We start from the raw sequence: 25,715 nt of genomic DNA, 5'->3' as shown, positions 1-25,715 counted from the left end.
CGATAACCTTCGAAGACGCAACCAAAAGTGCGTATCGTGGGTGGCGTCCAACGCAGCTTGTGAACGGGTTTTGCGGAGGGAGCGTCACGTTGCGATCCCATGCCTCGAGGTCGCATGTCGCGCGGCCACCGGCCGCTCGATTATCGGCAGCGTCGACACAGTCTCCGGCCGACATTCGGAAGCTCTTTCCCGCGCTGGCCGAATCCACCGAGATCTACCTGGACAGCGCCGCGACCACGCAGAAGCCGCTGCCGGTCATCGAGACCATTCATCGTTATCACAGCTCACGAACCGCCAATGCCGGGCGCGGCACCTACCCGTGGGCGACCAGCCTGACCACCCGATTGAGCAGAATCCGGCATCGCACCGCGGCCTTCATCGGCGCCGAGTCTCCCGACGAGGTGGTTTTCACCGGTGGCGCGACCGCGGCGCTCAACGCCGTTACCCTGTCCTGGGGGTTGGCCGTGCTGGAGGACGGCGACGAAATCCTGTACAGCCCAGCCGATCACGCGTCGAACGTGCATCCCTGGTACCACTTGCGCGGCCTGCTCGCGCGGTTCGGGCGCCGGATCGAGCTGGTCCCCTACCGGGTGACCGGCACCGGGGAAGCCGACACCGCCGACATCCTCGCCAAGGTCACCCCGCGCACCCGATTGATCACCACCAGCCATCTGCATCATGTGTACGGCGGCCTGACTACGCTCGCCGCGCTGCGCGGTCTGCTCGACCCATCGATTCTGCTGTGCTTCGACTGCAGCCAGAGCGGTGGGCACGTGCCGGTGGACGTGACCGAGCTCGGCGCCGATTTCGCGATCTTCGCCGCGCACAAGATGTTCGGCGCACCGGGAACCGGAATCCTGTACTGCCACAGGCGAGTCCACGATACGCTTGTGCCATTCCTACCTGGCGGTAACTCGGGGGTGCTGGTGAGCGAGGCTGGATTGGTGCCCGCGGCGATGCCCGCGCTCTTGGAGGGCGGCACCCACAACATCCCCGGCATCCTCGCGCTCGGCAGCGCGCTGGAGGTGCTGGAGTCGTTCGATATCGGTGCCATCGCGGCGCACAATCGCGAGCTGACCGCGCGGCTCATCGGCGGTCTTCGCCCCATCCACGGGCTCGAATTCCTGCCTGGCCCAGCGCATGCGCCGGGCACGGACGGCTACGGCATCGTCTCCTTCACCCTCGACGGCATCTCCGCGACCGACCTCGGATTCGTGCTGAGCGAGCTGGGTTTCCTGGTCCGCACCGGCCTGCACTGCACCGTCGCCGTCAAGGACAGCGCGTTCGATCACCGGCTCGCCGACGCCGACGATTCGGTGCGCGTCAGCACCCACATCTACAACACCGCCGACGAGATCGACCGATTCACCCAGTGCGTCAAGACGATTGCCGAGGAGGTCAGATGACGATGGACACTCCGCGCTACGACCGGCGGGCCGCGTCCCGGGTGCTCGCCGGGCTGGCGCAGCCGGGTCTGTTCGCGGCACCGGTGCCCGTCCCCGGCCGGCGCCGGATCGAATTCACCTGCACCGCACTGCATACCGAGCCGAACAGTCACCTCACCTACTCCCAGCGGCTGTACCTCGAGCGCTTCATGCGACCGTGCCGGTCGTATCAGGTCACCAGCGCCACCCACCGGATCACCTGGACCGACAGCGACGGCATCCCCAACACCGGACACTATCGCGCCGACGGCCTCGGCCCGCTGGTGCCGATCGCGATGCGTGAGACGGTGCTGGCACTGTGGCACGCGCTGGACGCGAATACCGCGTTCGCCGAACGGGTTTCCGCGCTCGGTCCGCGCGACCACGCGATGCTGGAAGGCACAACTACCGACCACGACCCGATGGACATCTTCCGGGTCGGCATCGAGGCCGCCGGGCGGGCGCTGGCGCAGCACGCGTTGCTCGCCAGGCAGACGCCGTATCGCGGCGCCGCCGAATTCGCCAGGGGCATGCACGAATCCGGGCTGTTCGCCGCCGTCGCCACCCGCTGGTATTGGGAACTGCAGGCCTCGACCTATCGGCGCGGCATGATCCCGGTGACCCTCATCGCGCAGCCCGACGGCACCGTGCGCTACTCCGCCGAGACCGTGGCGACGCTGCGGGCGATGAAGGACGCCACCATCGCCGACGCGCACACGGTGATGCGCAGGGCGACCCACGTCGAAGGACTCAGCATTCCGGCGGCGCTGGCCAAGTATCACGACGAACTCGACCTCATCTCCCGCCAGTACGCGCTGCTGCCCGCGGGGACCAGGCCGGCCTGTCTGGCCGCGATGCCGCATCACCTCGGCGGCGGGCACTACAGCATTCTGCCGGTGCTGGTCGATCAGTTCGTCGCGGTGTTCGCCCAGGTCGCCGGGCGGTGCGAGCTCGTCGAGGTGAGTGCCGAACTCGATGGCGACACCGCCGATCGCGCGGCCACCGCCGAGGATCAGGTGTTCTATGTGCCGGATATGACGTGCAAGCACTGTGTGCGGACGATCGGTGGGGTGCTGGAGTCGATGGATATCCGGGTGGTCGAGATCGATTTGATGAGCAAGCGGGTGATCGCCGAGTTCCGCAGTCCACGCAACCGCGCCAGGGCCTTCGAGGCCATTCGCGACGGCGGCTACAACCCGGTCGCCGACCGGCCCGCGGTGGCGGCCGAGGGCGCCGTGGCGTCGGAATCCGCGGTATGACGGCACCGATTCCGGCGCTGCCCGCGAAGATCGATCCGCTGGTGCGCGCCTTTCTCGATACCCCAGGCGCCGTGGCGGCGGCGCTGGACCGGTTCGGTTCGCCGGTGCACCTGGTGTTCCCGCAGGTGTACGCGGAGAACCTCGGGCGGTTCCGCGGGGTGCTCGATCGTCTGCTGGCGCGGCACCGAATCTGCTACGCGCACAAGGCGAATCAATCTCGAGCTTTGGTCAGGACGGCCGCAAGGGCCGGGATCGCCATCGATGCCGCGTCGCCGCAGGAGGTGGCCAGCGCGGTCGCCGCCGGGTTCGGACCGCGGCGCATCGAGGTGACCGGGCCGAAAGGTGAGGTGTTCCTGCGTGATCTGATCGATCGGGGCGTCACGATCAACGTGGACAACCTGTGGGAGTTGGCGCGCATCACCGAGCTGGCCGGTGCGCACACGAAAGTGCCGGTGCTGCTGCGGGTTTCCGGGTTCGACTCGGGTCAGGTGAGCCGTTTCGGGGTGCCGATCGGGCACATCGAGCGCGCCTTCGACCTGCTTTCGGCGCACCGCGACCGAATTACCTTCCTCGGCTTCGCGTTTCACCTCGACTCCGGTGACACGAACGAACGGATCCGGGCGATCGACGCGTGCCTGGCGCTGGTCGAGCAGGCCTACGGGTACGGGCTGGCGCCCTCGGTGCTGAATATCGGCGGCGGCTACCGTCAGGTCTTCACCGCCGACGCCGATCGATTCGACGGCTACGTGCACGCGCTGCGCGAATCGCTACTCGGCCGCGGCGAGCCGATGAGCTGGGGCAGCAACACCTTCGGCTATCACGTCACAGGCGGCGCGGTGCACGGGATACCGGTGTTCCACAAGTACGCCAACACGATTCCGGCGACTACCATGCTCGCCGACCTGTGCACCGCGCCGCTGGATCGGCACGGTGGGCGCACCGTCGCCGAGGTGGCCTCGGACAATCTCCTCGATGTGTGGCTGGAGCCGGGCAAGGCGCTGCTCGATCACGCGGGGGTGACGGTGGCCATGGTCGAGTTCGTCAAGGAGGTCGCCGACGGCACCGTGCTGGTCAACCTCGATCTCAGCCGTGACGCGGTGACACCGGCCGATCAGGAGGTGATGGTCGATCCGGTCATCCTGCCGCGGCATGGTGATGGCGCCGAAACCTCGCCTGTTGGTGTGTATTTCGCCGGACGACTCTGCCTGGAGCGCGATCTGATCACCAATCACAAAGTGTGGCTGCCGGCGCGACCGCGTCGCGGCGATCTGGTGGTGTTCCCGAATACCGGTGCCTACCACATGGATCTGTCCGCGGCCACGGCCTCGATGCGGCCACCGCCGATCAAACTGGCGGTCGCGCATCGCGGTGGCGACTTCCAGGTCTGTCTCGACGCCGACTACGAACCGGATCTGCCCCTCGGCCCACCACCGCACCACACCCCGCCGCGGCGTTCGCCGCGCATACCCACCGAGGCGCCCTGATGCGCTACGACCACATCACCGAACTCATCGGCAACACTCCCCTGCTGCGCCTCGACCCAGCGGTGCACGGCCTGCCCAATGTCGAGCTGTACGCGAAGCTGGAGTCCTGCAACCCCTTCGGCTCGGTCAAGGACCGGGTGGCCTGGGGCATGATCCGCGACGAGCTCGACGGCATCGTGGCCAACGGGCAGACCTTCATCGAGGCGTCGAGCGGCAATACCGCCAAGGCGCTGCGGATCCTCGGCGCGATGCACGGCGTCGGGCTGCGCGCGGTGACCAACCGGATCAAGGTCGCCGAGGTGCGAGATCTGTTGCAGCTCCTGGAGACCGAGATCGTCGAACTGCCCGGCCTGTCCGAGTGCCCCGATCCGACCACGCCGAACGACGTGTACTCGGTGATCGAGGCGACGATGGCGCAGCAGCCGGGCGCCTACGTGCACCCGTCGCAGTACACCAACGAGAAGAACATCGAGGCGCATCACCACGGCACCGGCCGGGAGATCCACGAGGATCTCGCCGCCGACGGCATAAACCGGGTCGACTACCTGATCGGTGGTCTCGGGACGACGGGGTCGACCAGGGGAACCGCCACCTACCTGCGCAAGCACAATCCCGAATTACGCGCCGTCGCCGTGGTTTCCGACCGCACCGACTTCATTCCCGGGATCCGTTCGGAGAGCGAGATGTGGGATGTTGGCCTCTTCCAAGCCGACTTCTACGACGACATCGTGACCGTCGAGGCCGGGCACGCGGTGGACGCCACCCTGCGTCTCGCCACCGGTTACGGCATCCTGGCCGGACCGACCAGCGGCGCCAGTTACGCGGCCGCGTTGGAATCCCTTGCCACGTCGGATATTACGGATGATCCGATCGTCGCGGTGTTCATCGTCTGCGACCGGCTGGAACCGTACCTGTCCTACATCAAGAAGCGCAGGCCCGACCTGTTCGACCGCGCCGACCGCCGACCGCGGCCTAGCGCCACGGAACAGGCTGCCACGCCGACACTTTCACCCGACGAGCTGGCCGAGCTGGAGCGCACCGGCAAGCCGACCATCGTGGACACCCGCGGCTCGATGGCCTACCGGATCGGACATGTGCCCGGCGCGCTCAACATTCGCGACGACCAGCTCGATGACATGTTCGCACAGGGCATCCCGTTCCCCCGCTCCCGGCCGGTGGTGTTCGTCTGCCCGGTGGGCGAGCTGTCGCTGCGCTTCGCCACCCGGGCCAAGCAGGCGGGTTACGACGCGAGCAGCCTGGCCGGCGGCATCGTCGCCTGGCGGGACGCGGGCCTGCCGCTGGAAAGTGGCGGGTGACGCGCGCGGGGCCATCCGCCATTTCGCGCGTGTCTCTTTCGCGTCGCGCGGAGACTACACACGAAGCGCGCAACCCTGCGCTGTCCGTCAACGCCCGAAAGAGATGATTCCTCATGTACCGGTCGAAGAAATCCGTCGCCGCACTGACCTCCTTCGGTGCCATCAGCGCGGCCCTGGTGCTCACCGCGCCCGCTGCGCCCGCCGCGGTCTCCGCCGTCGGAGTGGCACCTGGGCTCAGTTTCGGCAGCTCCACCTCGTTCGGCACGAACTGCACCTACATCGCGACGGCCACCGCGGCACCCGGCGACGTAGTCGGATTCTTCGACGCCACCGGCACCTTCGACCCCGGCGGCTGGCTCACCGTGCCCAGCTCCGGCACGGTGACCGCGAAGTGGACGCCGCGGCTCCCCGGCAATCACACCGTCTTCGCGGTACACAATTCGGGCGCGTTCGTCTCCACGGCGGCCACCGTCGGCAACGGCGTCAACCTCGGCCCGGTCTGCCTCGTATTGCCCTGAGCGGCAACCATCGGCGGACCGAGGGCCCCGTCTGCGGTAGATCGTCGGGCCCGCCGCCCACCAGGCACTAGTCTGGTGCGGTGCACTCAGGCCAGGATTCAGACGACGACGCGGGCCCACGAATCTGGGGCGGCACGACCCTCACCGAACGCAGGGAGGCGCGCCGCACCGCGCTACTCGAGGCCGCGCTTGACCTGATCGGCGAGGCGGGCGCCAGCGGCGTCACCATGCGCGCGGTCTGTCGCCGGGCCAACCTCACTGACCGCTACTTCTATGAGAGCTTCACCAGCCGCGACGAGCTGCTCGATGTGCTCTACCGGCAGGTGGCCGAGGAGTTCCTGCAGCCGATGACCGCGTTCGCCGCCACCGACGAGCCGACCCGCGACCGCGAACTGGCCAAGATCCTGGTCGACAAGGTGCTCGACGACCCGCGCAAATCCCGGCTGTTCCTGGTCGAGCCGTACTCGAGCACCGGCCTCGGCCAGACCACCATCTCCGTGATGCCGGTGTTCACCCGGCTGATGCAGGACCACCTGTTCTCGCACATCGACGACCCGGTCAAGCGCAGGCTGGCCGCGGTGACCATGGCCAGCGGCAACGCGGGCATGTTCTCCGCCTGGCTCAACGGCTCGCTGCGGGCCACCCGCGACGAGATCATCGACCACTGCGTCGCGGTGATCACCGCGTACCGCTCGCTGTACAAGTCCTGACGCACCGCGAGCTGCGCTCGGGCACAACGGAATTCGCCACCCGGCTGCGATCACGATCACATCCGGGTTGCCAATGTTTCCGTCTGGGTGTTAACTGACCAGCGCAAGGTGCCGATCGTTCGCTGAGGCTCCTTCACGGAAACAGGCCAGCGACCCCGAACGTCGAGAGACGCCCCGGGTCAGGACAGATCTCCCCGGCTTAAGGGGTGATCCCGATTGGCTCCCGGTCCCCCGGGTTTACGCCGTGAAGTGCCAAAGGTCTTACGAGGAGAAGTGCTCACCGGCGTTTTTGTCGGATTTCACTGCCGCGCTCTGCAACGATCAAGTGCGTGACGCTCGGTATTCGCCGTGCGCGGATGGACGAAGGAGGTGAGCCGGATGCCCGGCGGAGACAGTCCGTATCCCAGTTTGCCAAATATTCACCCGGTGACACCTCAACAGCCCATCCCGTTGCGAACTGTGCTCCGTAACCTCGGATCTGTATCCGGCGCGCGAGCGTAGCGAGCAAGCCCGCTGGACGTAGCAGGCTCGCGACCTAGCCGAGCGCCAGCTCGGCGTAGTCGCGAGCGGGCTGGCTGTTTTCGACGGTGCGCTGACGATAGTTCAGGGAGTGCGGTCATGACAACAGTGGAAATGATCCTGCGGCTGCTCGCCGGGGTCGGCTTCGGCGCGGCCATCGGCTTCGAGCGGCAGTACCGGGCCCGAATGGCGGGCCTGCGCACCAACGCGCTCGTCGCCGCGGGGGCGACACTGTTTGTACTGCTGTCCGCCCACGGCTTCTCCGGCGGCGACGCCGACCCGACCCGGGTCGCCGCGCAGATCGTCTCCGGCATCGGCTTCCTCGGCGCGGGCGTGATCATCCGCGACGGACTCAACGTGCGCGGCCTCAACACCGCGGCCACCCTGTGGTGCGCGGCCGCGGTCGGCGCGCTCGCCGGAGCGGGCATGTACAGCACGGCGGCCGCGGGGACCGTCGCGGTGGTCGGCGTCAATGTCGCGCTGCGCGCCGCGGGACGCGCCGTGGACAAGCAGCCCGAGGCCGGTCACGAACAGCCCGCCTCCTACGCGTTCGCCGCCGTCACCAACGACGACAACGAGGCGCATGTGCGCGCCCTGCTCGTACAAGCGTTGACCCGCACCGACTTTCAACTGATCTCGATCTCCAGCGCGAACACCGGCACGCCGGGCCGGGTCGAGGTGCGCGCGGAACTGTTCGGCGACCAGCGCGACGATCGCCAAATGGAGTCGGCGGTAAGCAGGCTCAGTTTGGAACCGTCGGTGACCAGTGTCGGCTGGCACATCGCCACCACGGATGTGAAGGGTCCGCAGGCATGATTCAGCTTCGTTCCTACCCTGCGGGCAGTGCGCTCGACCGGCCGCGCAACCGGTTCGCCGACGTCGTCGTGTTCGTCGGCGCGGCGGTGCTGATCTGGCTGGTCGTGCGGGTGTCAGCCAGTGCGAACGTGCCGTTCGACCAGGCCGACGCGCCCGCCACCGTGTCCACCGATCCGGCACAGCTGCCCTACTACGCGGCGCGGTCGCTGCTGCGGATGTTCGCCGCGCTCGCGCTGTCGATCCTGTTCACCTTCGTCTACGCCACGGCGGCGGCGCGGCTGCGGCGGGCCCGCACGGTGCTGCTGCCGCTGCTCGACATCCTGCAGTCGGTGCCGATCCTCGGGTTCCTGTCGATCACCGTCGCCGGGTTCATCGCGCTGTTCCCCGGCTCGCAACTCGGCCTCGAAAGCGCTTCCATCTTCGCGATTTTCACCTCACAGGCGTGGAACATGGCGTTCGCGTTCTACCACAGCCTGGCCGCGCAGCCGCGTGAGCTGGACGAGGCCGCACGCAATCTGAGACTGTCACGCTGGCAACGGTTCTGGCGCGTCGACGTGCCGAGCGGCATGATCCCGCTGGTCTGGAACGGGATGATGAGCTTCGGCGGCGGCTGGTTCTTCCTGGTCGCGTCCGAGGCGATCAGTGTGAACAACCACGAATACGCGTTGCCCGGCATCGGGTCCTATGTCGCGACGGCCACCGGCGACGGCGATCTCGGCAAGGTGTTCATCGCGATCGGCGTGATGATCGTGATGGTCGTCGGGGTGAACTTCCTGTTCTGGCGGCCGCTCACCGCGTGGGCCGAGCGGTTCCGGGTGGAGGACACCGGGGCGGCCGACGCGCCGCGCAGTGTGATGCTGAATCTGTTGCGGCGCTCGCACATTCCGCTGTTGCTCGGCAAGGTTTTCGGGCCGCTGGTATCGCCGCTCGATCGGCTGATGAGTGTGTTCGGGCTGGCCGAGTACCCGCTGCACGCTTCCCCGGTCCGGCGCCGCGCGGGCGATCTGGTGTTCGCGGCGGCGGTCTCGGCGGCGGTCGCCTACGGCGGGTATCGCGTGGCGGGCTACATCGAATCCACCGCAGGCTTCGGCGAGGTCGGGCACGCGTTCGGGCTCGGCTTCCTGACGCTGCTGCGGGTGGTCGTGCTGTTGGTCTTCGCGACCATCGTGTGGGTGCCCATCGGTGTGTGGATCGGGTTGAACCCCAAGGTGTCCCGGCTCGCGCAGCCGGTGGTGCAGGTGCTGGCCAGCTTCCCGGCCAACTTCCTGTTCCCCTTCATCACCGCGGTGCTCGTGTGGAGTGGCGCCAGCCTGAACTGGGCGGGCACCATCCTGATGGCGCTCGGCGCGCAGTGGTACATCCTGTTCAACGTGATCGCCGGCGCCAGCGCGGTGCCAACCGACCTGCGTGAGGCCGCGGCCAACCTGCAACTGCCGCGAAAACTGTGGTGGCGCAGGCTGATTCTGCCCGCCATCTTCCCCAGCTATGTGACCGGCGGGATCACCGCGGCCGGTGGCGCGTGGAACGCGTCCATCGTCTCGGAGGTCGTCGACTACGGATCGACCACGCTGGTGGCGGCGGGGCTCGGCTCCTACATCCACGAGGCGACCAAAGTCGGTGACGCACCACGGATTCTGATCGGCGTGCTGGTCATGAGCATCTACGTGGTCGGCATCAACCGGCTGTTCTGGCGGCGGCTCTACGCACTGGCCGAACGGCGGTACTCGCTGTGAACGCCCGCTTCTGCTCCACTCGTTCGACGGGAGACCGATCATGACCGTGACCACCACCGAGACCAACCGCGATGTGCTGCTGGACATCTCGGGAGTCGGCAAGCGATTCACCGGCGCCGCGGGCGACGAGTTGCGGGTACTCGACGGTATCGATCTGCAGCTGCGCAGCGGCGAAATCGTGGCGCTGCTCGGGCGTTCCGGCTCCGGCAAATCCACCCTGCTGCGCATCATCGCCGGACTCATCGCGCCGTCGGACGGCGAGGTGACCTACCGCGGCACCCCGCTCAACGGCAGCAATCCCGGTGCCGCGCTGGTGTTTCAATCGTTCGCGCTGATGCCGTGGCTCACCGTGCAGGACAATGTCGAACTCGGGCTCGCCGCCCGCAATGTGGCGCCCGCCGAGCGACAGCAGCGGGCGCTGGCCGCCATCGACATGATCGGCCTGGACGGCTTCGAAACCGCCTACCCCAAGGAGCTTTCCGGCGGCATGCGCCAGCGGGTCGGCTTCGCCCGCGCGCTGGTGCTCGAACCGGACCTGCTGTTGATGGACGAGCCGTTCTCGGCGCTCGACGTGCTCACCGCGGAGAACCTGCGCACCGAACTGGTGAACCTGTGGGCCACCGACGGTTTCCCCACCAAGGCGATCTGCGTCGTCACCCACAACATCGAGGAGGCCGTGCAGCTGGCCGACCGTGTTTTGGTCCTCGGCTCCAACCCCGGTCGCATCATCGCCGAAATCCAGGTGCCGCAACCGCGCCCGCGCGACCGGCGCGCACCGTGGTTCGAGGCCTTGGTCGACGAGATCTACGGCTTGCTCACCGGCCGCGACACCGAACCCGTTGTCCCCGAACCAGATAAGGCCACCCCCACCGCCCAGCCGCTGCCCGACGCCTCCGTCGGCGGCCTGGCCGGTCTGGTCGAGCTCGTCTACGCCAACGGCGGTCGCGCCGACCTCCCCGACATCGCCGACGAGCTCAACTTCGAAATCGACGACCTGCTCCCGCTCGTCGACGCCGCCGAAATGCTCGGCTTCATCACCGTCGAGGACGGCGACGTGCTGCTCACCGACGTCGGCACCCGCTTCACCACCGCCGACATCCAGGAAAGCAAGCGCATCTTCGCCGAACAAGCACGCCACCGCGCCCCGCTGGTCCGCACCATCTGCAAGGGCCTCACCGGCAGCTCCGACGGCAGCCTGCGCGCCGGTTTCTTCCTCGACCTGCTCCGCCGCGGCTTCGGCCCGGAAGACGCTCGGCGCCAACTCGATATCGCCATCGACTGGGGTCGCTACGCCGAACTGTACGACTACGACACGGATTCCGACAAAATCACCGCCGACCCCGCCGCTCAGGTTTTCGCAGGCGTTCGGGGGAAGTGGACGGCGTAGTGCCGCGGGGTCGATTACCTCCGAGGTAATCGACCCCCCATCGTCTTTCGGGAACCCTGGTACCCATGGCAACGAACATCGCGTCACCATCCCGTCCCCCACTGGCCGGTGCGCTGCGCGGGCTGGCGGTTGGCCGAATCGTGTTGGGTGCTGCGGCCATCGGGATGCCGCGGACGATGAGCGCCGCGTTCGGTATCCGGTCGACGCCCGAATTGACCTATATGACAAGGATTTTCGGCGCGCGAGCGATCGCGCTCGGCCTGGGATACCTGACCGCCCCCGCTGATGAGCGTCCGCGATGGCAGCGTTTGGGGTTGCTGGTGGACTTCATCGACACCGCGCACGGGGCGGCTCATGTCGCGCGTGGTGACCTCCCGCGCGCGACAGCACTCACCACAGTTGCACTCACCGGCGGCTACCTGGTCGTCGGCGCAACCCGGCTTGCGCACGATCTGCGGTAGCCGGGCCGGTTAAATCGGTACCTGCGCGGTGTCGCGGAGCCTGACCGCCGAGCGAACGAGTGCGGCGATCGCCGGGGAGAGAGTGCTTGGTGGCCAGGCGATTACCGTGGTGACGTCCGGTGCGTCGACGACGGGGACCGCTACATGTTCGGGCCACTGCCAGGCACGGCTGGAGGCTGGGATGACGAGCAGCGTTTTGCCGAGCGCGACGAGTTGAGCGAGCTGCGCTTGGGTGTGTACCTCCGGGCCTGGCCCGTCCGGGTAGGACCCGTCGAGGCGGGGCCATCGCGCGATCGGCAGGCCAGGCACCTCGCTGACTTCGGCCAGGGTGAGCCGATCGCGTGCCGCGAGCGGATGGGCCGCGGGCAGCAGGGCGATCTGACCTTCGACGTAGAGGTCCTCGGTGGAGAATCCGGCGAGGTCGTCGTACGGGCGATGCATGAGGGCGACGTCGGCACGCCCGTCGCGCAGCCGGTGGGCCTGCTCGCCGACCTCGCACAGCAGGATGTCGACCGGTGCGGCATCGGGTTCACTCGCGAGCGCGTCCAGCAGACGTTGCAGCAGCTCATGCGACGCACCGGCTTTCGTCACCAGCACCAGCGGCCGCTTCGGATCCCCGGCACACTGCGTCCGACGCGCGGCGGTCGCGACCGCATCGAGAGCCGCGCCGGCTTCCCGGAGCAGCACCCGGCCCGCCTCGGTAAGCGCCACGCCGCGCCGGTCCCGGTCGAGGAGCTGGACGCCGAGCCGCCGCTCCAACTGGCTGATCGCCCGCGACAGTGGCGGTTGGGCGATCCCGAGTCGGACGGCGGCGCGGCCGAAGTGCAACTCCTCGGCGACGGCGACGAAGTATCGGAGCTCACGGGTCTCGAGATCAGGCACGAGCCAACGCTAATACCCGGCGAGTATCACGGCCTACCGAGTCGGTGTTGGACGCCGAGCATGCAGCGCACCGAGGATGGATCGCGTGAACGACACGAAGACCGCGCTGGTCACCGGCGCGAACAAGGGAATCGGCTTCGCCATCGCACAGGGCCTCGGAGCGATCGGCTACACAGTCGCGGTGGGCGCTCGCGACGACATCAAGCGAAAGGAAGCCGTCGAGCGTCTCCGCGCCGCAGGCATCGATGCATTCGGCGTCGCCCTCGACGTCACCTCGGACGACAGCGTCACCGCGGCAGTCACCGCCATCGAACAGACAGCAGGACGACTCGACGTGCTCGTCAACAACGCGGGCATCGCCGGTCGAATCGACGGTGGCGCACAGGATCCGACCACGCTCGACCTCGACGTCGTCCGAACTGTCCTCGACACCAACGTTTTCGGTGTAGTCCGGGTGACGAACGCCATGCTGCCGCTGCTCCGCCGCGCACCCGCACCACGCATCGTCAACATCTCCAGCAACATGGGCTCACTGACCCTGCAGACCGGCCCGATCCTGACCGCCTACGCATCCTCGAAGACCATGCTCAACAGCCTCACGACCCAGTACGCCCGCCAGCTCTCGGACACGCACATCATCGTGAACGCCTGCTGCCCCGGCTATGTCGCGACCGATTTCACCGGCTTCAACTCACCGCGCACCCCCGACCAAGGTGCTGCGATAGCCATCCACCTCGCCACCCTGCCGGACGACGGACCGCGCGGGGGATTCTTCGATGATGACGGCGTGGTCCCTTGGTGAGCCCAGACGAAAGGTGATCCGCCGTCCGCGCCAAGCACTCGCTCACCGTCGGCGCGTACGACCGAGCTCGAAGATGCTGCCGACGGATCAGGCGGGAAACCCTCGATCCAACTGTTCCCAGGTAACCGTGACCTCCAGCGGGTCGGAGGTCTGGACCGCGCGCAGATCCTTGTCGCGGATGGCTCCCCCGCCGCTCACGTACACCTGGTCCGCCGACAGTCGCAGCCGCTCGATGGACATCGCGATGCCGTCATCACCCGCCATTCGAATGATCCAATAGTGTGGAATGCCTGCTTTCGCGTACAGCCTTCGCTTGGTGATCAGATCCTCGGTGACGGTGGAGGCAGACACCACCTCGACCACGACGACGACGTCGCCGGCGAGCGGCTTGTCCTTCCAACGACCACCGCGGTCCCGTGGTACACACCGGTACAAGATGACATCAGGGCGCCGGTAGTTGAATCGCGGCACTTCGGCGAACAGCACGTCGAGCTCGCCGTTCACCTCGTGACACGTGTGATTGTCGCTATCGTGCTTTTCCGCCGCGTCCAGTAGTGCTTGCACGAGATTCCGGGAAATGCGCTGATGGCTGGGACTCGGCGACTCGCAGTGAATGATGCGGCCGTCCTCGACCTCGATCTGCCGCGACAATTCTTCCGGTAGCTCGAGGTACGAATCTACCGTGATCTCCGGCAGGGCAGTCGCCTGCCGCAGCCATGACCAATCGAATGCCTCGGACATGCGCCTCCACCCGGTGCGGCGGGCTCGTTCCCGCGATCCAGCAGTCGGCGACCGCCGCGGTCAGCATATCCGAGCCGGGGCTCGGGCTCGCGTGTCTACTTGACGAGTTGGGCTCGCCAGTGGGCGAGGGTGGTTTGGGTGCGGATGGTGGCGGCGTGGGTGGGGCCGAGGGCGCGGAGTTCGGCTACCAGCAGGACTTCCAGGTCGGCTATCGCTCGGGGGAGGTCGCCGTTTTCGGCTTGGCGGGTGGCCAGGTCGTTGCGGGTGGCGAAGGTGTCGGGGTGGTCGGGGCCGAGGACGCGGAGACGGTCGGCCAGGAGTTGTTCGAGTTCGACGATGGCGTCGGGGAGGTTGCCGGTGTCGGCGTGGTAGTCGGCGAGAGTGCTTCGGGTGGTGAGGGTGTCGGGGTGGTCGGGGCCGAGCACGCGCAGGCGGTCAGCGAGGAGGTGGGTGAATTCGGTGGCGGCGCCCGCGAGGTCGCCGCTGCGGGCCCGGAACGCGGCCAGGCTGTTGCGGGCGGCCAGGGTGGCCGGGTGGTCGGGGCCGAAGATGCGCAGGCTGTCGGCGAGTAGTTGTTCGAATTCGGTTCGGGCGCCGGTGACATCGCCGTTTTCGCCGCGCCAGTAGGCCAGGCTGTTGCGGGTGCGCAGGGTCTGCGGGTCGTCGGGGCCGAGCACCCGGCAGCGGTCGAGGCGTAGCAGTTCGAAGTCGGCGATGGCACCGGCGAGGTCGCCGAGGTCGGCGCGGTTGGACGCCAGGTCGTTTCGGGTACGCAGGGTATCGGGGTCGTCCGGTCCGAGCAGGCGGCGCTGGTCGGAGACCAGTCGCTTGTATTCGCCTCTGGCACCGATGTAATCGCCGCAGCGGGCCCGGTAGGTAGCCAGATTCGTGCGCGTGCCAAGGGTTTTCGGATGATCGGGGCCGAGGATGCGCAGCCGGTCGGCCAGCAACAGCTCGAAGTCGCTGATCGCGCCGACCAGGTCGCCGCTTTCGGCGCGGTGGTATGCCTCGCGGCTGCGCGTGGTCAGCGTGTCGGGGTGGTCGGGGCCGAGGGTTTCGACGAAGGCGGGCACCCAGGCGGCCCAAAGATCCCGGTTGTCCGCGGCTCTCGTGGTTTGCAGCAGTTCGAGGAAGTGCAGGGCGCTGGCCGAGTCCCGATACGCCAGGCAATGGCGCACGGCTGATCCGCGTGCGTAGTCAGCTGCACGATCACCGGGACTCTGCTTGATGGCCGTCACGATGGCCCGGTGCGCGTCTTCGAGTTCCGCGCCTAGCTTTACGCATTCGGCACGCAGTCCGGGTAGCACGGCGCTGTGGGTCACGCCGAGCGACTCGCGCGGCGTGCCGGGACGGCTACGGGTGACGAGCGCCCCAAGCGCCACTGTGATGTCCCGGATTCGAGCGATGTGCAGATCGAATCCACGCGCCGTCAACGCGGCGTCGAGGAGCTCGATCGGCAGCACCGGACCGACCCCGGCGGCGACCATGATGCTGAGGAAAGTGCCTGTCGCACCGGCTGTTTCGGGATACAGCCCGCGTAGTGCCGCATCGACCCGCAGCGCGACGATCCGGTCGAGCCCGATACCGGCCGCCACGGCGCCGTCGGTGATGCTCGGCGCCACCTCCAGCAGCATCCTGGCCAGCAGCCAGCCGCCGGAGACGACGTGCGGGCCCTCGGCGTCCGTCGGCGTTTCGGCGAGCAACGACTGGATCCAGTTCACCCAGTCCGCCGGATCGGCGGGCGCACCGGTGCCGCGCGCCGAACCAACGACGGTGGCGATGTCGTCGGCGGCGGGTTCGCCGACGTCGATCCGGTACATGTGGGCCAGCGCGGGATCGTCCTCGACGCCGGTGCCGTCCCGGATGCCGACGATGACCCGCACGTGCCGCAGATCGTGGCGGCGGGTGAGGTCGGCGATGGCCGAGATCAGCAGGCGCCTGGTGCCTTCCTGCGGCTGATTCAATCCGTCCAGCACGAGCGTCACCCGGCGACCGGAGGTCGACAGCCGCGCCAGCGGATGCCGCACCGACAGGTCGAAGATGTCGAACTCGTCTCGAGCCAGGTGCACGTGCACCGCCTGCGCCGCCTCCGCGAAGCCGGGCACCCGCGCGCTCAACTGCGCGGCCAGCTCGGCCGCGACCGCCTCGATCGAGCTGGCGGCGGTGAGAAACACCGCGGCGGTGATGTATTCGGGGGTCACCGCCAAGCCTTCCACCAGGCTCGGCCGGATCAGCATGGCGAGCAGGGTGGACTTACCGGCACCGGCCGGGCCCATCACCACCCGCAGGCGATTACTGCCCGCGTCCACGATCGTGTCCAGATGCTCACGGACATCGGGCGTCACAAGCAGCCCGCGGGTCAGCTGGTCAACGAAACCCGCTGCGGAGCGCCCACTTACGGCATCGCGATGCCGAGCGGTGTTGGGCACCAACCAGAGTCCCGGATCCGCACCATGCGCCACCGACACGCCCGAGGTAAACGAAAGGTATTGCGGCTGTTGATGAACGCATTCACCGGCGATCGGGTCGACCAGATCCGCGGGCAGCAGGTTCTCGCCGCGCAGCGGCAACCCGTCATCGAAGGTGGACAGCATGGTCCTGGTGAAGCACCCGGAGAACGCGGGCCCGTCCCCCGCCGCGACCAGCATCTCCATCCGGCCCGCCGACTGCGCGAGCAGATCGGTCCACCGGCGCGCCGCACCGATCACCCCCTGCCCGGTCTCGCAGGCGTCGACCAGCACCACCAGGCCGTCGACGGCCGACTGGTCCAGTCGCTCCCTGATCTCCTGGGTGAGGTGAAAGGCGTTGTGCGAGTTGGGCACCGCGGGCGAGTCATGGCCGAGCAGATAGAAGTCCTCGGCGTTGGTCGCGACGCCGTGTCCGATGAACGCGAGCAGCAAGGTCGCCTGCCGCCGCCCAGCCGCCTCGAATGCCGCGTCCACCGCCGTGACCAGCTGCGCCGCAGTCGGATTCAGCACCGGACCGTCGTCTTCCGTCGCGGAGCGCCAGCCGCCCGCCCCGGTCAAACTCGCGTACAACCCCGTCGCGAGTTCGCCGGTGAACCCCAGTTCCCCCAGCGCCGCACACTCGGACCCGACAACCAACGCGAGTCGTCCTCCCATGCAAGCAACATACCCGCGTGCTATCGAAACGGATCACACACCCGCAACCTGGGCATACCGTCGTCACAACGATCGCGTCACCTTCGCCGAGCCGTTCCTATATCGAAACGTGCTATCCGAGACGTAGTGTGGCGGGCCTGGATACGAGTGGGAGGAGATCGTTGCGATGAGCGACCCCGTTGTCGGCTTGACGGGTACGCTCACCTCGCCGATCCGAGGCGCGGGGCTGCTCGGGGAGGTCTTAGTGGCAATTCGAGGGGGGACAGAGCTGTACATCGCACGTGCCGTCGAACCGATTCCAGCGGGCACAACCGTGTTGGTCATCGCCGTCAATCCTGGCCGCATCGTCGATGTGGTGCCCTGGATACCACTGACGCCGGATCCGGCCGAAACCATCTGAAAAATTAAGGGAGACAACCGTGCTGGGCTACCACGTACCAGACCCGGACGAGGCGATGCTGATCAGCGGCGCCAAGACCAAAGACAACGCGCCGTTCAAGGTGGTGATCGGACGCGGCACCTGGGCGGTGCCGCTGTTCCGCAAGGTCAGCTACCTTTCGCTGGCCATGTTCGAGGCCGAGATCAAGGAGCGCTGCGTCACCAAGCAGGCGATCCAGCTCGAGGTCCGCGCGGTGATCGCGTTCAAGGTCGCCAACGACACCACCTCGATCGTGAATGCCGCGCAACGCTTCCTGTCCGAGCAGGAAAGGGAGATGTCGGTCCTCACCGGCCGTATTTTTTCCGGCCATCTGCGCTCGATCGTCGGTTCGATGACGGTCGAGGAGATCATCCGGGAACGCCAGAAACTCGCCGATGAAGTACTCGTCGCGTCGAAAGTCGAGATGGGCAATATCGGACTCTGGGTGGATTCCTTCCAGATCCAGTCGATCGACGACGGCAACCTCGGCTACATTCAGGCACTCGCCGCGCCGCACAATGCCACCGTCCAGCGCGACGCGCAGATCGCGCAATCGCAAGCGGCGCAGCTGTCCGCACAGGCGGAGCAGGAGTCGCTGCGCAGGCAGGCGGAGTATCAGCGGGAGACCGCGATCCTGCGCGCGCAGTATCAGCGCGACATCGACAAGGCGAATGCCGAAGCGGCACAGGCGGGTCCGCTCGCCGAGGCGATGGCGCTACAGGAGGTGCTCACCGCACAGGCCGAGCAGGCGCGCAAAACGGCGGAGCTGCGCGAGCAACAGCTGCAGACCGAAGTGGTGAAACCCGCTCAGGCAGAGGCGGAACGGGTACGCATCCTGGCCGAGGCCGAGGCCGACCGCACCAGGATTCAGGCCGCCGCGGCCGCGTCCAACAACCGGATCGCGTTGGACCAGTTGTTGATCGAACAACTTCCGGAAATCGTCAAGCAGGCCTCGAACGGGCTGGCGAACGCGAATCTGACCGTGCTGAACGGCCCGGACGGCGTGAGCGAACTCGTCAACGGAATGGTCGGTCAGGGACTCACCGTTTTCAATTCATTGCAAAAGGCGCTTTCGTCCAACGCTGACGATAACGCGGGCTAAGGTGGCCGGGTAGCGACGGCGCGACGAGGAGCGGGTGTTGGTGTCCATCGGGAAATTGGTGTCGTTCGACAGCTCTCGGGGATTCGGGTTCATTCGACCGGAGGACGGCGGGCCGGACGTATTCGTGCACGTCAACGACATCGGTCTGGATGAAGACGAGTTGCGGCAGGGGCGGGTTTTCGAATTCGACATGACTGAGGGTGATCGTGGGCCGAAGGCGGTCAATCTGAGCGTGGTCGGTGGCCAGCCCAGTCCGCCGCCGATGCCGCACAAAACCAAACACAGGTCGAACTCGGGTCAGCTCAACGCCGCCGAACACAAACGACTGATCACCGAGCTGCTCCTCGACGCGAGCCCGGCACTCACCGCGGGTGAGATCCTCACCATCCGCGACCGGCTGACCGTCTTCGCCGAACAACACGGCTGGCTGGACGCATAAGAGGCACTCGTGCCGCCGCCATCCGCGAGTTCGATGATCTTGTCGGAGGCGGCGCTTACGATCATCGGCAAGTACCGATGAGTTCTGCGTGGTCACTCCGTCGGTATGGGAGACAGACGAACCGAGGAGGATCGTGTGGACCTACCGGTGATGCCACCCGACGTAAGAACTGGTCTCGCGAGTACATGGGTAACTCGCCGAGGACGGGCTGGTTCGGCGACATTTTCGCCGCCGGACGCCAACGCTACTGGTGTGGCAGGCGAGTCTGGCCTGAATACGCGGAGAGGCGGGACCACGTGGACCTACCGGTGATGCCACCCGTTAAACCGATGCTGGCCAAAACCGCGCCGGGGGTGCCACACGAGGCCGGGCTGAGTTATGAGCCCAAGTGGGACGGCTTCCGCTGCATTGTCTTCCGCGATGGCGACGAGGTGGAACTCGGCTCCCGCAACGATCGCCCGCTGACCAGGTACTTTCCCGAGGTCGCCGAGCTACTGAAGAAGGCGCTGCCGCAGCGGTGTGTGGTGGACGGCGAGATCGTGGTGGTCACCGACGAGGGCCTCGACTTCGACACCCTGCAGAATCGGCTGCATCCGGCCGCCTCCCGGGTCAACAAGCTGGCCGTGGAGACGCCCGCCAGCTTCGTCGCCTTCGATCTACTCGCCCTCGGCGATCAGGATCTGACCGAGAAACCGTTCGCCGAACGCAGGCGACTGCTGGAAACCATCCTGGACACCGAGCTCGCGCGGGTCCATCTGACCCCGATCACCCAGGATCCCGAGGTCGCCGAGGACTGGTTCACCCGGTTCGAGGGCGCCGGGTTCGACGGGGTCATGGTCAAGGCCAACGACCTGGCCTACCTGCAGGACAAGCGGGTGATGCTCAAGGTCAAACACGAGCGCACCGCCGACTGCGTGGTCGCCGGATTCCGCTGGCACAAAGACGGCGCGGGCGTCGGATCGCTGCTGCTCGGGCTCTTCGACGACGAAGGGCACCTGCACCATGTCGGCGTCGCGAGCAGCTTCACCGCCGCCCGGCGCAAGGAACTGGTCGACGAACTGGCACCGCTGCGCGAGAACGCGCTGGAAAACCATCCATGGCGGGAATGGGCCGACGCCGCGGCGCAGGCCAAGGCCGACGGCAAGATGCCCGGCGGGGTGAGCCGCTGGACCGGCGGCAAGGACCTGTCCTGGGTGGCGCTGCGCACCGAGCTGGTCGCGGAGGTCCGCTACGAACACGTGCAGTCCGGGCGGCTGCGCCACGGCGGCAGGCTGGTCCGTTTCCGCGCCGACCGCACCCCCGAATCGTGTACCTACGCTCAACTCGACGAGGCACCGCCCGCGGAATTGAGTGCGATCTTCAGTGAGGCACAGTGAGCGCGTCAGTCGAAATCGAGACCGACGGCCGGACCGTCACCATCAGCAATCCCGACAAGGTGTATTTCACCAAGCGCGGCGACACGAAACTCGACCTCGTGCATTACTACCAGGCGGTGGCCGAACCGTTCCTGAATGTGGTCGGCGGCAGGCCGCTACTGCTGGAGCGTTATCCCGACGGCGCCTCCGGTAAGTCGTGGTTCCAGAAACGAGTGCCGAAATCGGCGCCGGACTGGCTGCACACCGTCGAGGTGTCCACCCCGAACGGCACCACCGCCGACGCGCTCGTCGCGCACGATCTCGCGCACATTCTGTGGGCGGTGAACCAGGGCTGCTTGGGTTTTCACGTGTGGCCCAACCGGGCGGACAACCTGAAGATCGCCGACGAACTGCGCATCGACCTCGATCCCTCCCCCGGCATCACGTTCGACGACCTCAAGCACGCCGCCGTGCTCACCCGAGAGTTGTTCGTCGAGTTGGGCATCGAGTCGCGGATCAAGACCTCCGGCTCCCGCGGCCTGCACATCTACGTTGCGCTGGAACCGAATTGGGATGGCTACCAGGTGCGCGCCGCCTCCGTCGCGCTGGCACGTGAGCTGGAGCGCCGCCATCCGGCGGAGATCACCGCGCAGTGGTGGAAGGAAGAACGCGGCAACCGCGTGTTCGTCGACTTCAACCAAAACGCACCGCACAAAACGGTTTTCGGGGCGTGGTGTGTGCGCCCGAAGGTGGGCGCGCAGGTGTCGACGCCGATCGCCTGGTCGGAATTGGACAACGTCGCCCCCGATGAGCTGACCATCGCCACCGTGCCCGCCCGGCTGGCCGAGCTTGGTGACCCGTGGGCCGCTCGCGCACCGCAATCCATTGCGCCACTGCTGGAAATGTCGGAACGCGATATGGCGTCGGGTCTCATGGACGCGCCGTGGCCGCCGCAATATCCGAAGATGCCGAACGAGCCGCCGCGCGTTCAGCCGAGCCGTGCCAAGAAAGAGGAGTAGCCGACCCGGCTAGTCGGTCCATAGCACCCAGGTGCCGCTGCGAGTCGCAGGTTCGCACACCAGCGCGCGGCCATCCGCGGTGCGGCCTGTCTTCGCTGTGGTGCCATCACATTTCGCCCCGGGTTGCTGGACCGCCGTGGCCACCGTGTACGGGCCCGCCCACTGATAGGTGCTCCCCGCGCCGAGGCAGATCAGCGTGCCGCCGTCCGCGGCGCTGCCGATCTGACCGACCTGACCCTCGGTGCAGGACGCGCCCTTTTTCAGGTTGCTCTGATTCGCCGTCGACGGGCCGGCCGTCGTGGTCGCCACCGGCGGCGCGGCCGTGACCGTCGGCTGCGGCAGCTGCTCCACGGTCGTCGGTGCCGTGACGCTCGCCGCGGGCTTGTTCGCGCGAGTCAGCGAGTCCGGCAACATATTTCCCGACACCACGATGACCCCGGCCAGCGCCGTCACCTCCGCGACGCCGATCAGCAGCGCGAACATCGCCATCACCCGGCCACGGGGATGCGAGAACGCGATGAAGCCGAAAACAATGGCCACCGGGAACAAACCGACCAGCGCGGCCACCAGGGCGACGATCGCGTACGGATTCACAATGGGTGGAATTTCCACCCGCAACCGACCGGTCCGGCGCCGCGCAGGCGCCGGTTCCTGCCACCGCTCCTCGGGCTCCGGCTCGGCCCACTGTTCCTCTTCGCCCGCCGCGGGCCACCGGTCGTCCTGCCCTGCCGCAGGCCAACGTTCACTTTCACGGCGTTCCGCCCGTGCCATGCCAGGTCCCTCTCCACACCAACAAACCGTGCAGGAACCTCGGACTGCCCGGACCCGCCCCGATATCCCGACCCACAATAGGGGCCTAACGGCGCGACATCATCTGAAACGTCCAATTACAAGCCGTTTTCCCCGCTGAGGGTCCATGATGTTCGAAAAGTGCGGCCTCGGGCATTCGCCCTTGCAAGCGCTCCGTGTCACTGATCTTGCGCTGACTCCACAGGAGGATCCATGTTCGGTAGCACCAACTCCGACGGCCGGGACAATCGGCCGTGGCACGCTCAGGCCGGCGATCTGCTCGGCGACAATTACAACGTCCCCGGCCTCATTCTGTGTGCGCTCGGCATCGTCGCACTGGCGTGCACGCTCACCGCGGCGGGTTACGGCTTCAACGACTGGACCCAGACCGGCGCGATCGTCACGGCCGCGCTCTGGATTCTCGGCATCGGCGCCCTGCTGGTCGAGCATCGGCGCGAGGAGGTGATCGAGCTGAAGCACGGCAGGCTCGGTCACGCGCCGGGTAATCGGCGGCCGGTGCGCTACAGCATGGAACCGGACGAGACCGCGCCCGAGGCGCTCACCTAGCGAATGGGGACCGCCGCGCGCTCAGTGGCGGCGGTCCACCTTCGGTAGCGACTCGGTGACCAGTGTCATCAGCATGTCGGCGAGCAGCTCGTGCACCTGCGGGCGGGTCAGGGTGCCGCGGGTGATCCATTCCCGGCCCGCGACTTTCACCAGCCCACCGTAGGCGCGGACCATCGCGCGCAATGCCGCACTGCGCGCGGAATCGGCCAGACCGACCATCAGCAGCAGCCGTTCGGCGGCCGCGTCGTCGGCCTGGTCGAGGATCTGCTGCACCTCGGGGTCGTTGCCGACGCCCTCGTGGCTGGTCACCTTCACCCAGGTGCTGCCGTGCTCGGCGATGGTATCCAGCAGCCAGTGCACACTGGCATCGACCCGTTCGCGCTCGGTGCCGGTGGGCACGATCATCTCGTCGAGCCTGGGCAGGGTGACCATCCGGCGCACCACCACGAGGTACAGGTCGCGCTTGTTGCCGAAGTAGTGGTTGATCAGACCGCGGGCCACCCCGGCGCGCTGGGCCAGCTCGGCGGTCGAGACCGCCGCGTACGGGCGCTCGCCGAACATGTCGATCGCGCACGCCAGGATCTCGGCCCGCCGCTCGTCGGGTTCCAGCCGACGGCGGCGTGGCTGCGCGGCATCAGCCGGCGGCGCGGGCGCGTCCGGCGCGCCGGTCTCACTCGTCGTATCAGAGAGACCGGGCAATGAGATCCTTCATCACCTCGTTGCTACCCGCCAGGATGCGCAAGACGCGGGCGCCGGTGTAAAGCTGCGAAATCGGATACTCCGTCATGTAGCCGTAGCCGCCGAACAGTTGCAGGCAGCGGTCAACCACGATACCCAGCTGGTCGGTGAGCCAGTACTTCGACATCGCCGCGGTAGGAATGTCGAGCTCACCGCGCAGGTGTTCGACGATGCAGTTGTCCAGGAAGGTACGGCTGACCTTCGCGATGGTGGCGCACTCGGCCAGCTCGAATTTGGTGTTCTGCATCGCGAACAGCGGCTTGCCGAAGGCTTCGCGGCCCTTGGTGTAGTCGATGGTCAGCTGCACGGCCTTTTCCATCATCGCGACCGCGATAATGCCGGTGACCAGCCGTTCGTGGGCCAGCATCTGCATCATCTGATAGAAGCCGAGGCCCTCGGCCTCGCCGAGCAGGTTCGACGCGGGCACTCGCAGTCCGTCGAAGAACAGCTCGGCGGTGTCCTGGGCCTTGCCGCCGATCTTGTTCAGGATGCGACCGCGCTTGAAGCCGGGGGTGTCGTCGGAGACGTCGGCGAAGATCAGCGAGACGCCGGACGCGCCCTTGGTCGGGTCGGTTTTGGCGGCGATGATGATGCCGTCGCAGAGCCAGCCGTTGGTGATGAAGATCTTCGAGCCGGTGATGACGTACTCGTCGCCCTCGCGGACCGCGCGGGTCTTGATGTTCTGCAGGTCGGAGCCGGTGCCCGGTTCGGTCATGCCGATCGAAAGCACCATCTCGCCGCTGGCCGCCTTGGGCAGCACGCGCTGCTTGAGTTCCGCGGCACCGAACTCCTTTATGTAGGGCGCGATGATCGAGCTGTGCACCGGCATGCCCATCGAGCCGTCGCCCGCCCTGGACTGTTCCTCGATGATGGCCGCCTCGTGCGCGAAAGTGCCGCCGCCACCGCCGAATTCAGTGGGGATGGCGGTGCAGAGCAGGCCGAGCTCGCCGGCACGGTGGTACAGCGCGCGATCGGGGTGGCCCTGCGCGACGAATTTCTCCTCGTGCGGGACGACCTCCTTCTCGAAGAACGCCTTCGCCAGGTCGCGTACCGCCTCGACCTCGTCGTCACTCCATGCGGCGCGTGCCATCATCGGATCCTTTGCTCGCAGCTGTGCCTGATGTCGGCGCTCCCGGGTTCTCCGTGGTTACGCAGGCTGTCGCCGTCAGGGTCCGCTCGCGCCGCTCCGGCGTCGACGCCGGTCATCGCCATCAGATTCTCGCACTATTGGCAGCATGTCAACAAGCGGCGCACGCGGGACACCTGCTCAGCGCCTGCTGCGGTCAGCTCGCGGGTTGTTGCGCCTGGTTGACGGCGGCCAGCGAGGTGAAGATCGGCGTTTCCGGATCGGCCGAGATGCCCTGCCTGCGCAGGAAACCGTCGATCAGGCCCCAGACGAATTCGGTGGCCTGGTCGATGAATTCGGCGGTGCGATCCGGGTGCGGCAGCGTCGAATCGGCGAGCCACAGGTCGGTGATGGAGACGACGACGCCGACCACCGCGCGGGACAGATAGTCGATGCCCGCGGTGTCGATCGGAATGGATTCGGCGATGTCGCGCGCCTGCCTGGCGAAGCGGTCCGAGGCGGCGCGGCCGAGGTCGAACTGCAGCACCGTTCCGTCGGACTGCTGGGTCACCTGCGCCTGGCCCAGGAAGCGAAAAACGTTGGGATGCTGCAGAATACTGTCGGCGTATCCGGTGAGCACCCGTCGCAGCGCGGTCCGTGGCGGTTGCAGCATGAGCGTCAGATCGTTGCCCGCGGCGGCCGCGGCGGCCTTGGCCATCCGGTTGCCGATCTCAGTGTAGAGATCGGCCTTGTCGGCGAACTGACGATACAGGCGGGGCTTGGTGATGCCCGCCTCGCGGGCGATGTCGTCCATGCTCGGCCGCGGCCCGTCCCGGTCGATCACCCGGATCGCGGCATCGACGATCTCCGCACGGGAGGTCGTCGAATGGACGCTGGGACGTGGCACGACCGCAGCATACACGTACCGGCGGTACGTTATTTAGCGTGAGCGAGCTGGCGAGCGAACCATCAATACAGCGGTCTTACCTTACGGCGAAGCCGAGCGTCAGCGAGGCGTAGCCGTGAGGTACGCCATACTCTGCGGTTA

The 25,715-nt window shown here is 67.2% G+C and carries 24 protein-coding genes and 1 riboswitch; of the genes, 17 read left to right on the top strand and 7 right to left on the bottom strand.

The window, feature by feature from the left end; genetic code table 11:
* Positions 1-89: 89 nt before the first annotated feature.
* From ACIA8C_RS24600 to ACIA8C_RS24555, 10 genes are all read left to right on the top strand, one after another.
* Positions 90-1,406: an aminotransferase class V-fold PLP-dependent enzyme gene (locus ACIA8C_RS24600; protein ID WP_397138477.1), complete on the top strand. Its 1,317-nt coding sequence runs from the start codon at positions 90-92 to the stop codon at positions 1,404-1,406.
* Entirely contained in the window at positions 1,403-2,683 is a 1,281-nt protein-coding gene (locus tag ACIA8C_RS24595) for a heavy-metal-associated domain-containing protein (RefSeq protein ID WP_397138475.1), read from the top strand. The genes ACIA8C_RS24600 and ACIA8C_RS24595 overlap by 4 nt, the downstream gene beginning before the upstream one ends.
* Entirely contained in the window at positions 2,680-4,167 is a 1,488-nt protein-coding gene (locus tag ACIA8C_RS24590) for an alanine racemase (RefSeq protein ID WP_397138473.1), read from the top strand. The genes ACIA8C_RS24595 and ACIA8C_RS24590 overlap by 4 nt, the downstream gene beginning before the upstream one ends.
* Positions 4,167-5,483, top strand: coding sequence for a pyridoxal-phosphate dependent enzyme (locus tag ACIA8C_RS24585; protein ID WP_397138471.1), 1,317 nt, complete (start codon positions 4,167-4,169; stop codon positions 5,481-5,483). The genes ACIA8C_RS24590 and ACIA8C_RS24585 overlap by 1 nt, the downstream gene beginning before the upstream one ends.
* 113 nt (positions 5,484-5,596) lie before the next feature.
* On the top strand, positions 5,597-6,001 hold the full coding sequence (locus ACIA8C_RS24580) for a hypothetical protein (protein ID WP_397138469.1): 405 nt from the start codon (positions 5,597-5,599) through the stop codon (positions 5,999-6,001).
* An 80-nt stretch (positions 6,002-6,081) separates the two neighbouring features.
* Complete coding sequence (locus ACIA8C_RS24575; protein WP_397138467.1) at positions 6,082-6,711, top strand: TetR/AcrR family transcriptional regulator; 630 nt, start codon at positions 6,082-6,084, stop codon at positions 6,709-6,711.
* A gap of 107 nt (positions 6,712-6,818) precedes the next feature.
* A riboswitch (M-box (ykoK) riboswitch) is annotated at positions 6,819-6,989 on the top strand.
* A 340-nt stretch (positions 6,990-7,329) separates the two neighbouring features.
* Positions 7,330-8,046, top strand: a complete 717-nt coding sequence (locus ACIA8C_RS24570; protein WP_357388438.1) for an MgtC/SapB family protein — start codon at positions 7,330-7,332, stop codon at positions 8,044-8,046.
* A complete protein-coding gene (locus ACIA8C_RS24565; protein WP_397138465.1) occupies positions 8,043-9,779 on the top strand; it encodes an ABC transporter permease in 1,737 nt (578 codons plus the stop codon). The genes ACIA8C_RS24570 and ACIA8C_RS24565 overlap by 4 nt, the downstream gene beginning before the upstream one ends.
* A gap of 40 nt (positions 9,780-9,819) precedes the next feature.
* A complete protein-coding gene (locus ACIA8C_RS24560; RefSeq protein ID WP_397138463.1) occupies positions 9,820-11,166 on the top strand; it encodes an AAA-associated domain-containing protein in 1,347 nt (448 codons plus the stop codon).
* 65 nt (positions 11,167-11,231) lie between these two features.
* A complete protein-coding gene (locus tag ACIA8C_RS24555; RefSeq protein ID WP_397138461.1) occupies positions 11,232-11,627 on the top strand; it encodes a hypothetical protein in 396 nt (131 codons plus the stop codon).
* A 9-nt stretch (positions 11,628-11,636) separates the two neighbouring features.
* Here ACIA8C_RS24555 and ACIA8C_RS24550 read toward each other — a convergent pair whose 3' ends face one another.
* Positions 11,637-12,509 carry a LysR family transcriptional regulator gene (locus ACIA8C_RS24550; protein ID WP_397138459.1) on the bottom strand — a complete coding sequence of 291 codons (873 nt, stop codon included), beginning with the start codon at positions 12,507-12,509 and terminating at the stop codon, positions 11,637-11,639.
* An 85-nt stretch (positions 12,510-12,594) separates the two neighbouring features.
* Here ACIA8C_RS24550 and ACIA8C_RS24545 point away from each other — a divergent pair, with 85 nt between their 5' ends.
* The gene (locus ACIA8C_RS24545) at positions 12,595-13,311 is read left to right on the top strand and encodes an SDR family oxidoreductase (RefSeq protein ID WP_397138457.1); all 717 of its coding nucleotides are present in this window, start codon (positions 12,595-12,597) and stop codon (positions 13,309-13,311) included.
* An 87-nt stretch (positions 13,312-13,398) separates the two neighbouring features.
* Here ACIA8C_RS24545 and ACIA8C_RS24540 read toward each other — a convergent pair whose 3' ends face one another.
* Positions 13,399-14,052 (bottom strand): Uma2 family endonuclease, encoded by a 654-nt coding sequence (locus ACIA8C_RS24540; protein WP_397138455.1) that lies wholly within the window; start codon positions 14,050-14,052, stop codon positions 13,399-13,401.
* Between the two features lie 95 nt (positions 14,053-14,147).
* Positions 14,148-17,174 carry a tetratricopeptide repeat protein gene (locus ACIA8C_RS24535; RefSeq protein WP_397138453.1) on the bottom strand — a complete coding sequence of 1,009 codons (3,027 nt, stop codon included), beginning with the start codon at positions 17,172-17,174 and terminating at the stop codon, positions 14,148-14,150.
* Positions 17,175-17,340: 166 nt separating this feature from the next.
* Here ACIA8C_RS24535 and ACIA8C_RS24530 point away from each other — a divergent pair, with 166 nt between their 5' ends.
* From ACIA8C_RS24530 to ligD, 5 genes are all read left to right on the top strand, one after another.
* Positions 17,341-17,574 carry a hypothetical protein gene (locus ACIA8C_RS24530; RefSeq protein ID WP_397138451.1) on the top strand — a complete coding sequence of 78 codons (234 nt, stop codon included), beginning with the start codon at positions 17,341-17,343 and terminating at the stop codon, positions 17,572-17,574.
* A gap of 19 nt (positions 17,575-17,593) precedes the next feature.
* Positions 17,594-18,694 (top strand): SPFH domain-containing protein, encoded by a 1,101-nt coding sequence (locus ACIA8C_RS24525; protein ID WP_397138449.1) that lies wholly within the window; start codon positions 17,594-17,596, stop codon positions 18,692-18,694.
* A 34-nt stretch (positions 18,695-18,728) separates the two neighbouring features.
* On the top strand, positions 18,729-19,133 hold the full coding sequence (locus ACIA8C_RS24520; protein WP_397138447.1) for a cold-shock protein: 405 nt from the start codon (positions 18,729-18,731) through the stop codon (positions 19,131-19,133).
* Between the two features lie 296 nt (positions 19,134-19,429).
* The gene (locus ACIA8C_RS24515) at positions 19,430-20,509 is read left to right on the top strand and encodes an ATP-dependent DNA ligase (protein ID WP_397138445.1); all 1,080 of its coding nucleotides are present in this window, start codon (positions 19,430-19,432) and stop codon (positions 20,507-20,509) included.
* Positions 20,506-21,507 carry a non-homologous end-joining DNA ligase gene (gene ligD, locus ACIA8C_RS24510; protein WP_397138443.1) on the top strand — a complete coding sequence of 334 codons (1,002 nt, stop codon included), beginning with the start codon at positions 20,506-20,508 and terminating at the stop codon, positions 21,505-21,507. The genes ACIA8C_RS24515 and ligD overlap by 4 nt, the downstream gene beginning before the upstream one ends.
* 9 nt (positions 21,508-21,516) lie before the next feature.
* Here the strand turns inward: ligD and ACIA8C_RS24505 are convergent, their stop codons facing one another.
* Positions 21,517-22,278: a DUF4190 domain-containing protein gene (locus ACIA8C_RS24505; protein WP_397138441.1), complete on the bottom strand. Its 762-nt coding sequence runs from the start codon at positions 22,276-22,278 to the stop codon at positions 21,517-21,519.
* 231 nt (positions 22,279-22,509) lie between these two features.
* Between ACIA8C_RS24505 and ACIA8C_RS24500 the strand changes: the two genes are divergently transcribed.
* Positions 22,510-22,863, top strand: coding sequence for a hypothetical protein (locus tag ACIA8C_RS24500; protein ID WP_397138439.1), 354 nt, complete (start codon positions 22,510-22,512; stop codon positions 22,861-22,863).
* 21 nt (positions 22,864-22,884) lie between these two features.
* On the opposite strand, the gene ACIA8C_RS24495 is transcribed toward ACIA8C_RS24500, so the two are convergent.
* From ACIA8C_RS24495 to ACIA8C_RS24485, 3 genes are all read right to left on the bottom strand, one after another.
* Positions 22,885-23,562, bottom strand: coding sequence for a TetR/AcrR family transcriptional regulator (locus ACIA8C_RS24495; RefSeq protein WP_397138437.1), 678 nt, complete (start codon positions 23,560-23,562; stop codon positions 22,885-22,887).
* A complete protein-coding gene (locus ACIA8C_RS24490; RefSeq protein WP_397138435.1) occupies positions 23,546-24,691 on the bottom strand; it encodes an acyl-CoA dehydrogenase family protein in 1,146 nt (381 codons plus the stop codon). Before ACIA8C_RS24490 ends, ACIA8C_RS24495 begins: the two co-directional genes overlap by 17 nt.
* A gap of 193 nt (positions 24,692-24,884) precedes the next feature.
* A complete protein-coding gene (locus tag ACIA8C_RS24485) occupies positions 24,885-25,574 on the bottom strand; it encodes a TetR/AcrR family transcriptional regulator (protein ID WP_397138433.1) in 690 nt (229 codons plus the stop codon).
* Between the last annotated feature and the right edge of the window lie 141 nt (positions 25,575-25,715).

This window comes from Nocardia sp. NPDC051321 (assembly GCF_044455225.1).
GTDB lineage: Bacteria > Actinomycetota > Actinomycetes > Mycobacteriales > Mycobacteriaceae > Nocardia.
The sequence above is the reverse complement of the archived record's forward strand: the minus strand, read 5'-3'. Positions and strand labels throughout refer to the sequence as shown.

Bases quoted from the DNA above. Each gene is read 5' to 3' on its own strand.
- ACIA8C_RS24595 (WP_397138475.1), top strand. From the start codon at position 1,403: ATGACGATGGACACTCCGCGCTACGACCGGCGGGCCGCGTCCCGGGTG.
- ACIA8C_RS24540 (WP_397138455.1), bottom strand. From the start codon at position 14,052: ATGTCCGAGGCATTCGATTGGTCATGGCTGCGGCAGGCGACTGCCCTG.
- ACIA8C_RS24570 (WP_357388438.1), top strand. From the start codon at position 7,330: ATGACAACAGTGGAAATGATCCTGCGGCTGCTCGCCGGGGTCGGCTTC.
- ACIA8C_RS24535 (WP_397138453.1), bottom strand. From the start codon at position 17,174: ATGGGAGGACGACTCGCGTTGGTTGTCGGGTCCGAGTGTGCGGCGCTG.
- ACIA8C_RS24565 (WP_397138465.1), top strand. From the start codon at position 8,043: ATGATTCAGCTTCGTTCCTACCCTGCGGGCAGTGCGCTCGACCGGCCG.
- ACIA8C_RS24585 (WP_397138471.1), top strand. From the start codon at position 4,167: ATGCGCTACGACCACATCACCGAACTCATCGGCAACACTCCCCTGCTG.
- ACIA8C_RS24505 (WP_397138441.1), bottom strand. From the start codon at position 22,278: ATGGCACGGGCGGAACGCCGTGAAAGTGAACGTTGGCCTGCGGCAGGG.
- ACIA8C_RS24500 (WP_397138439.1), top strand. From the start codon at position 22,510: ATGTTCGGTAGCACCAACTCCGACGGCCGGGACAATCGGCCGTGGCAC.
- ACIA8C_RS24580 (WP_397138469.1), top strand. From the start codon at position 5,597: ATGTACCGGTCGAAGAAATCCGTCGCCGCACTGACCTCCTTCGGTGCC.
- ACIA8C_RS24530 (WP_397138451.1), top strand. From the start codon at position 17,341: ATGAGCGACCCCGTTGTCGGCTTGACGGGTACGCTCACCTCGCCGATC.
- ACIA8C_RS24555 (WP_397138461.1), top strand. From the start codon at position 11,232: ATGGCAACGAACATCGCGTCACCATCCCGTCCCCCACTGGCCGGTGCG.
- ACIA8C_RS24560 (WP_397138463.1), top strand. From the start codon at position 9,820: ATGACCGTGACCACCACCGAGACCAACCGCGATGTGCTGCTGGACATC.
- ACIA8C_RS24590 (WP_397138473.1), top strand. From the start codon at position 2,680: ATGACGGCACCGATTCCGGCGCTGCCCGCGAAGATCGATCCGCTGGTG.
- ACIA8C_RS24490 (WP_397138435.1), bottom strand. From the start codon at position 24,691: ATGGCACGCGCCGCATGGAGTGACGACGAGGTCGAGGCGGTACGCGAC.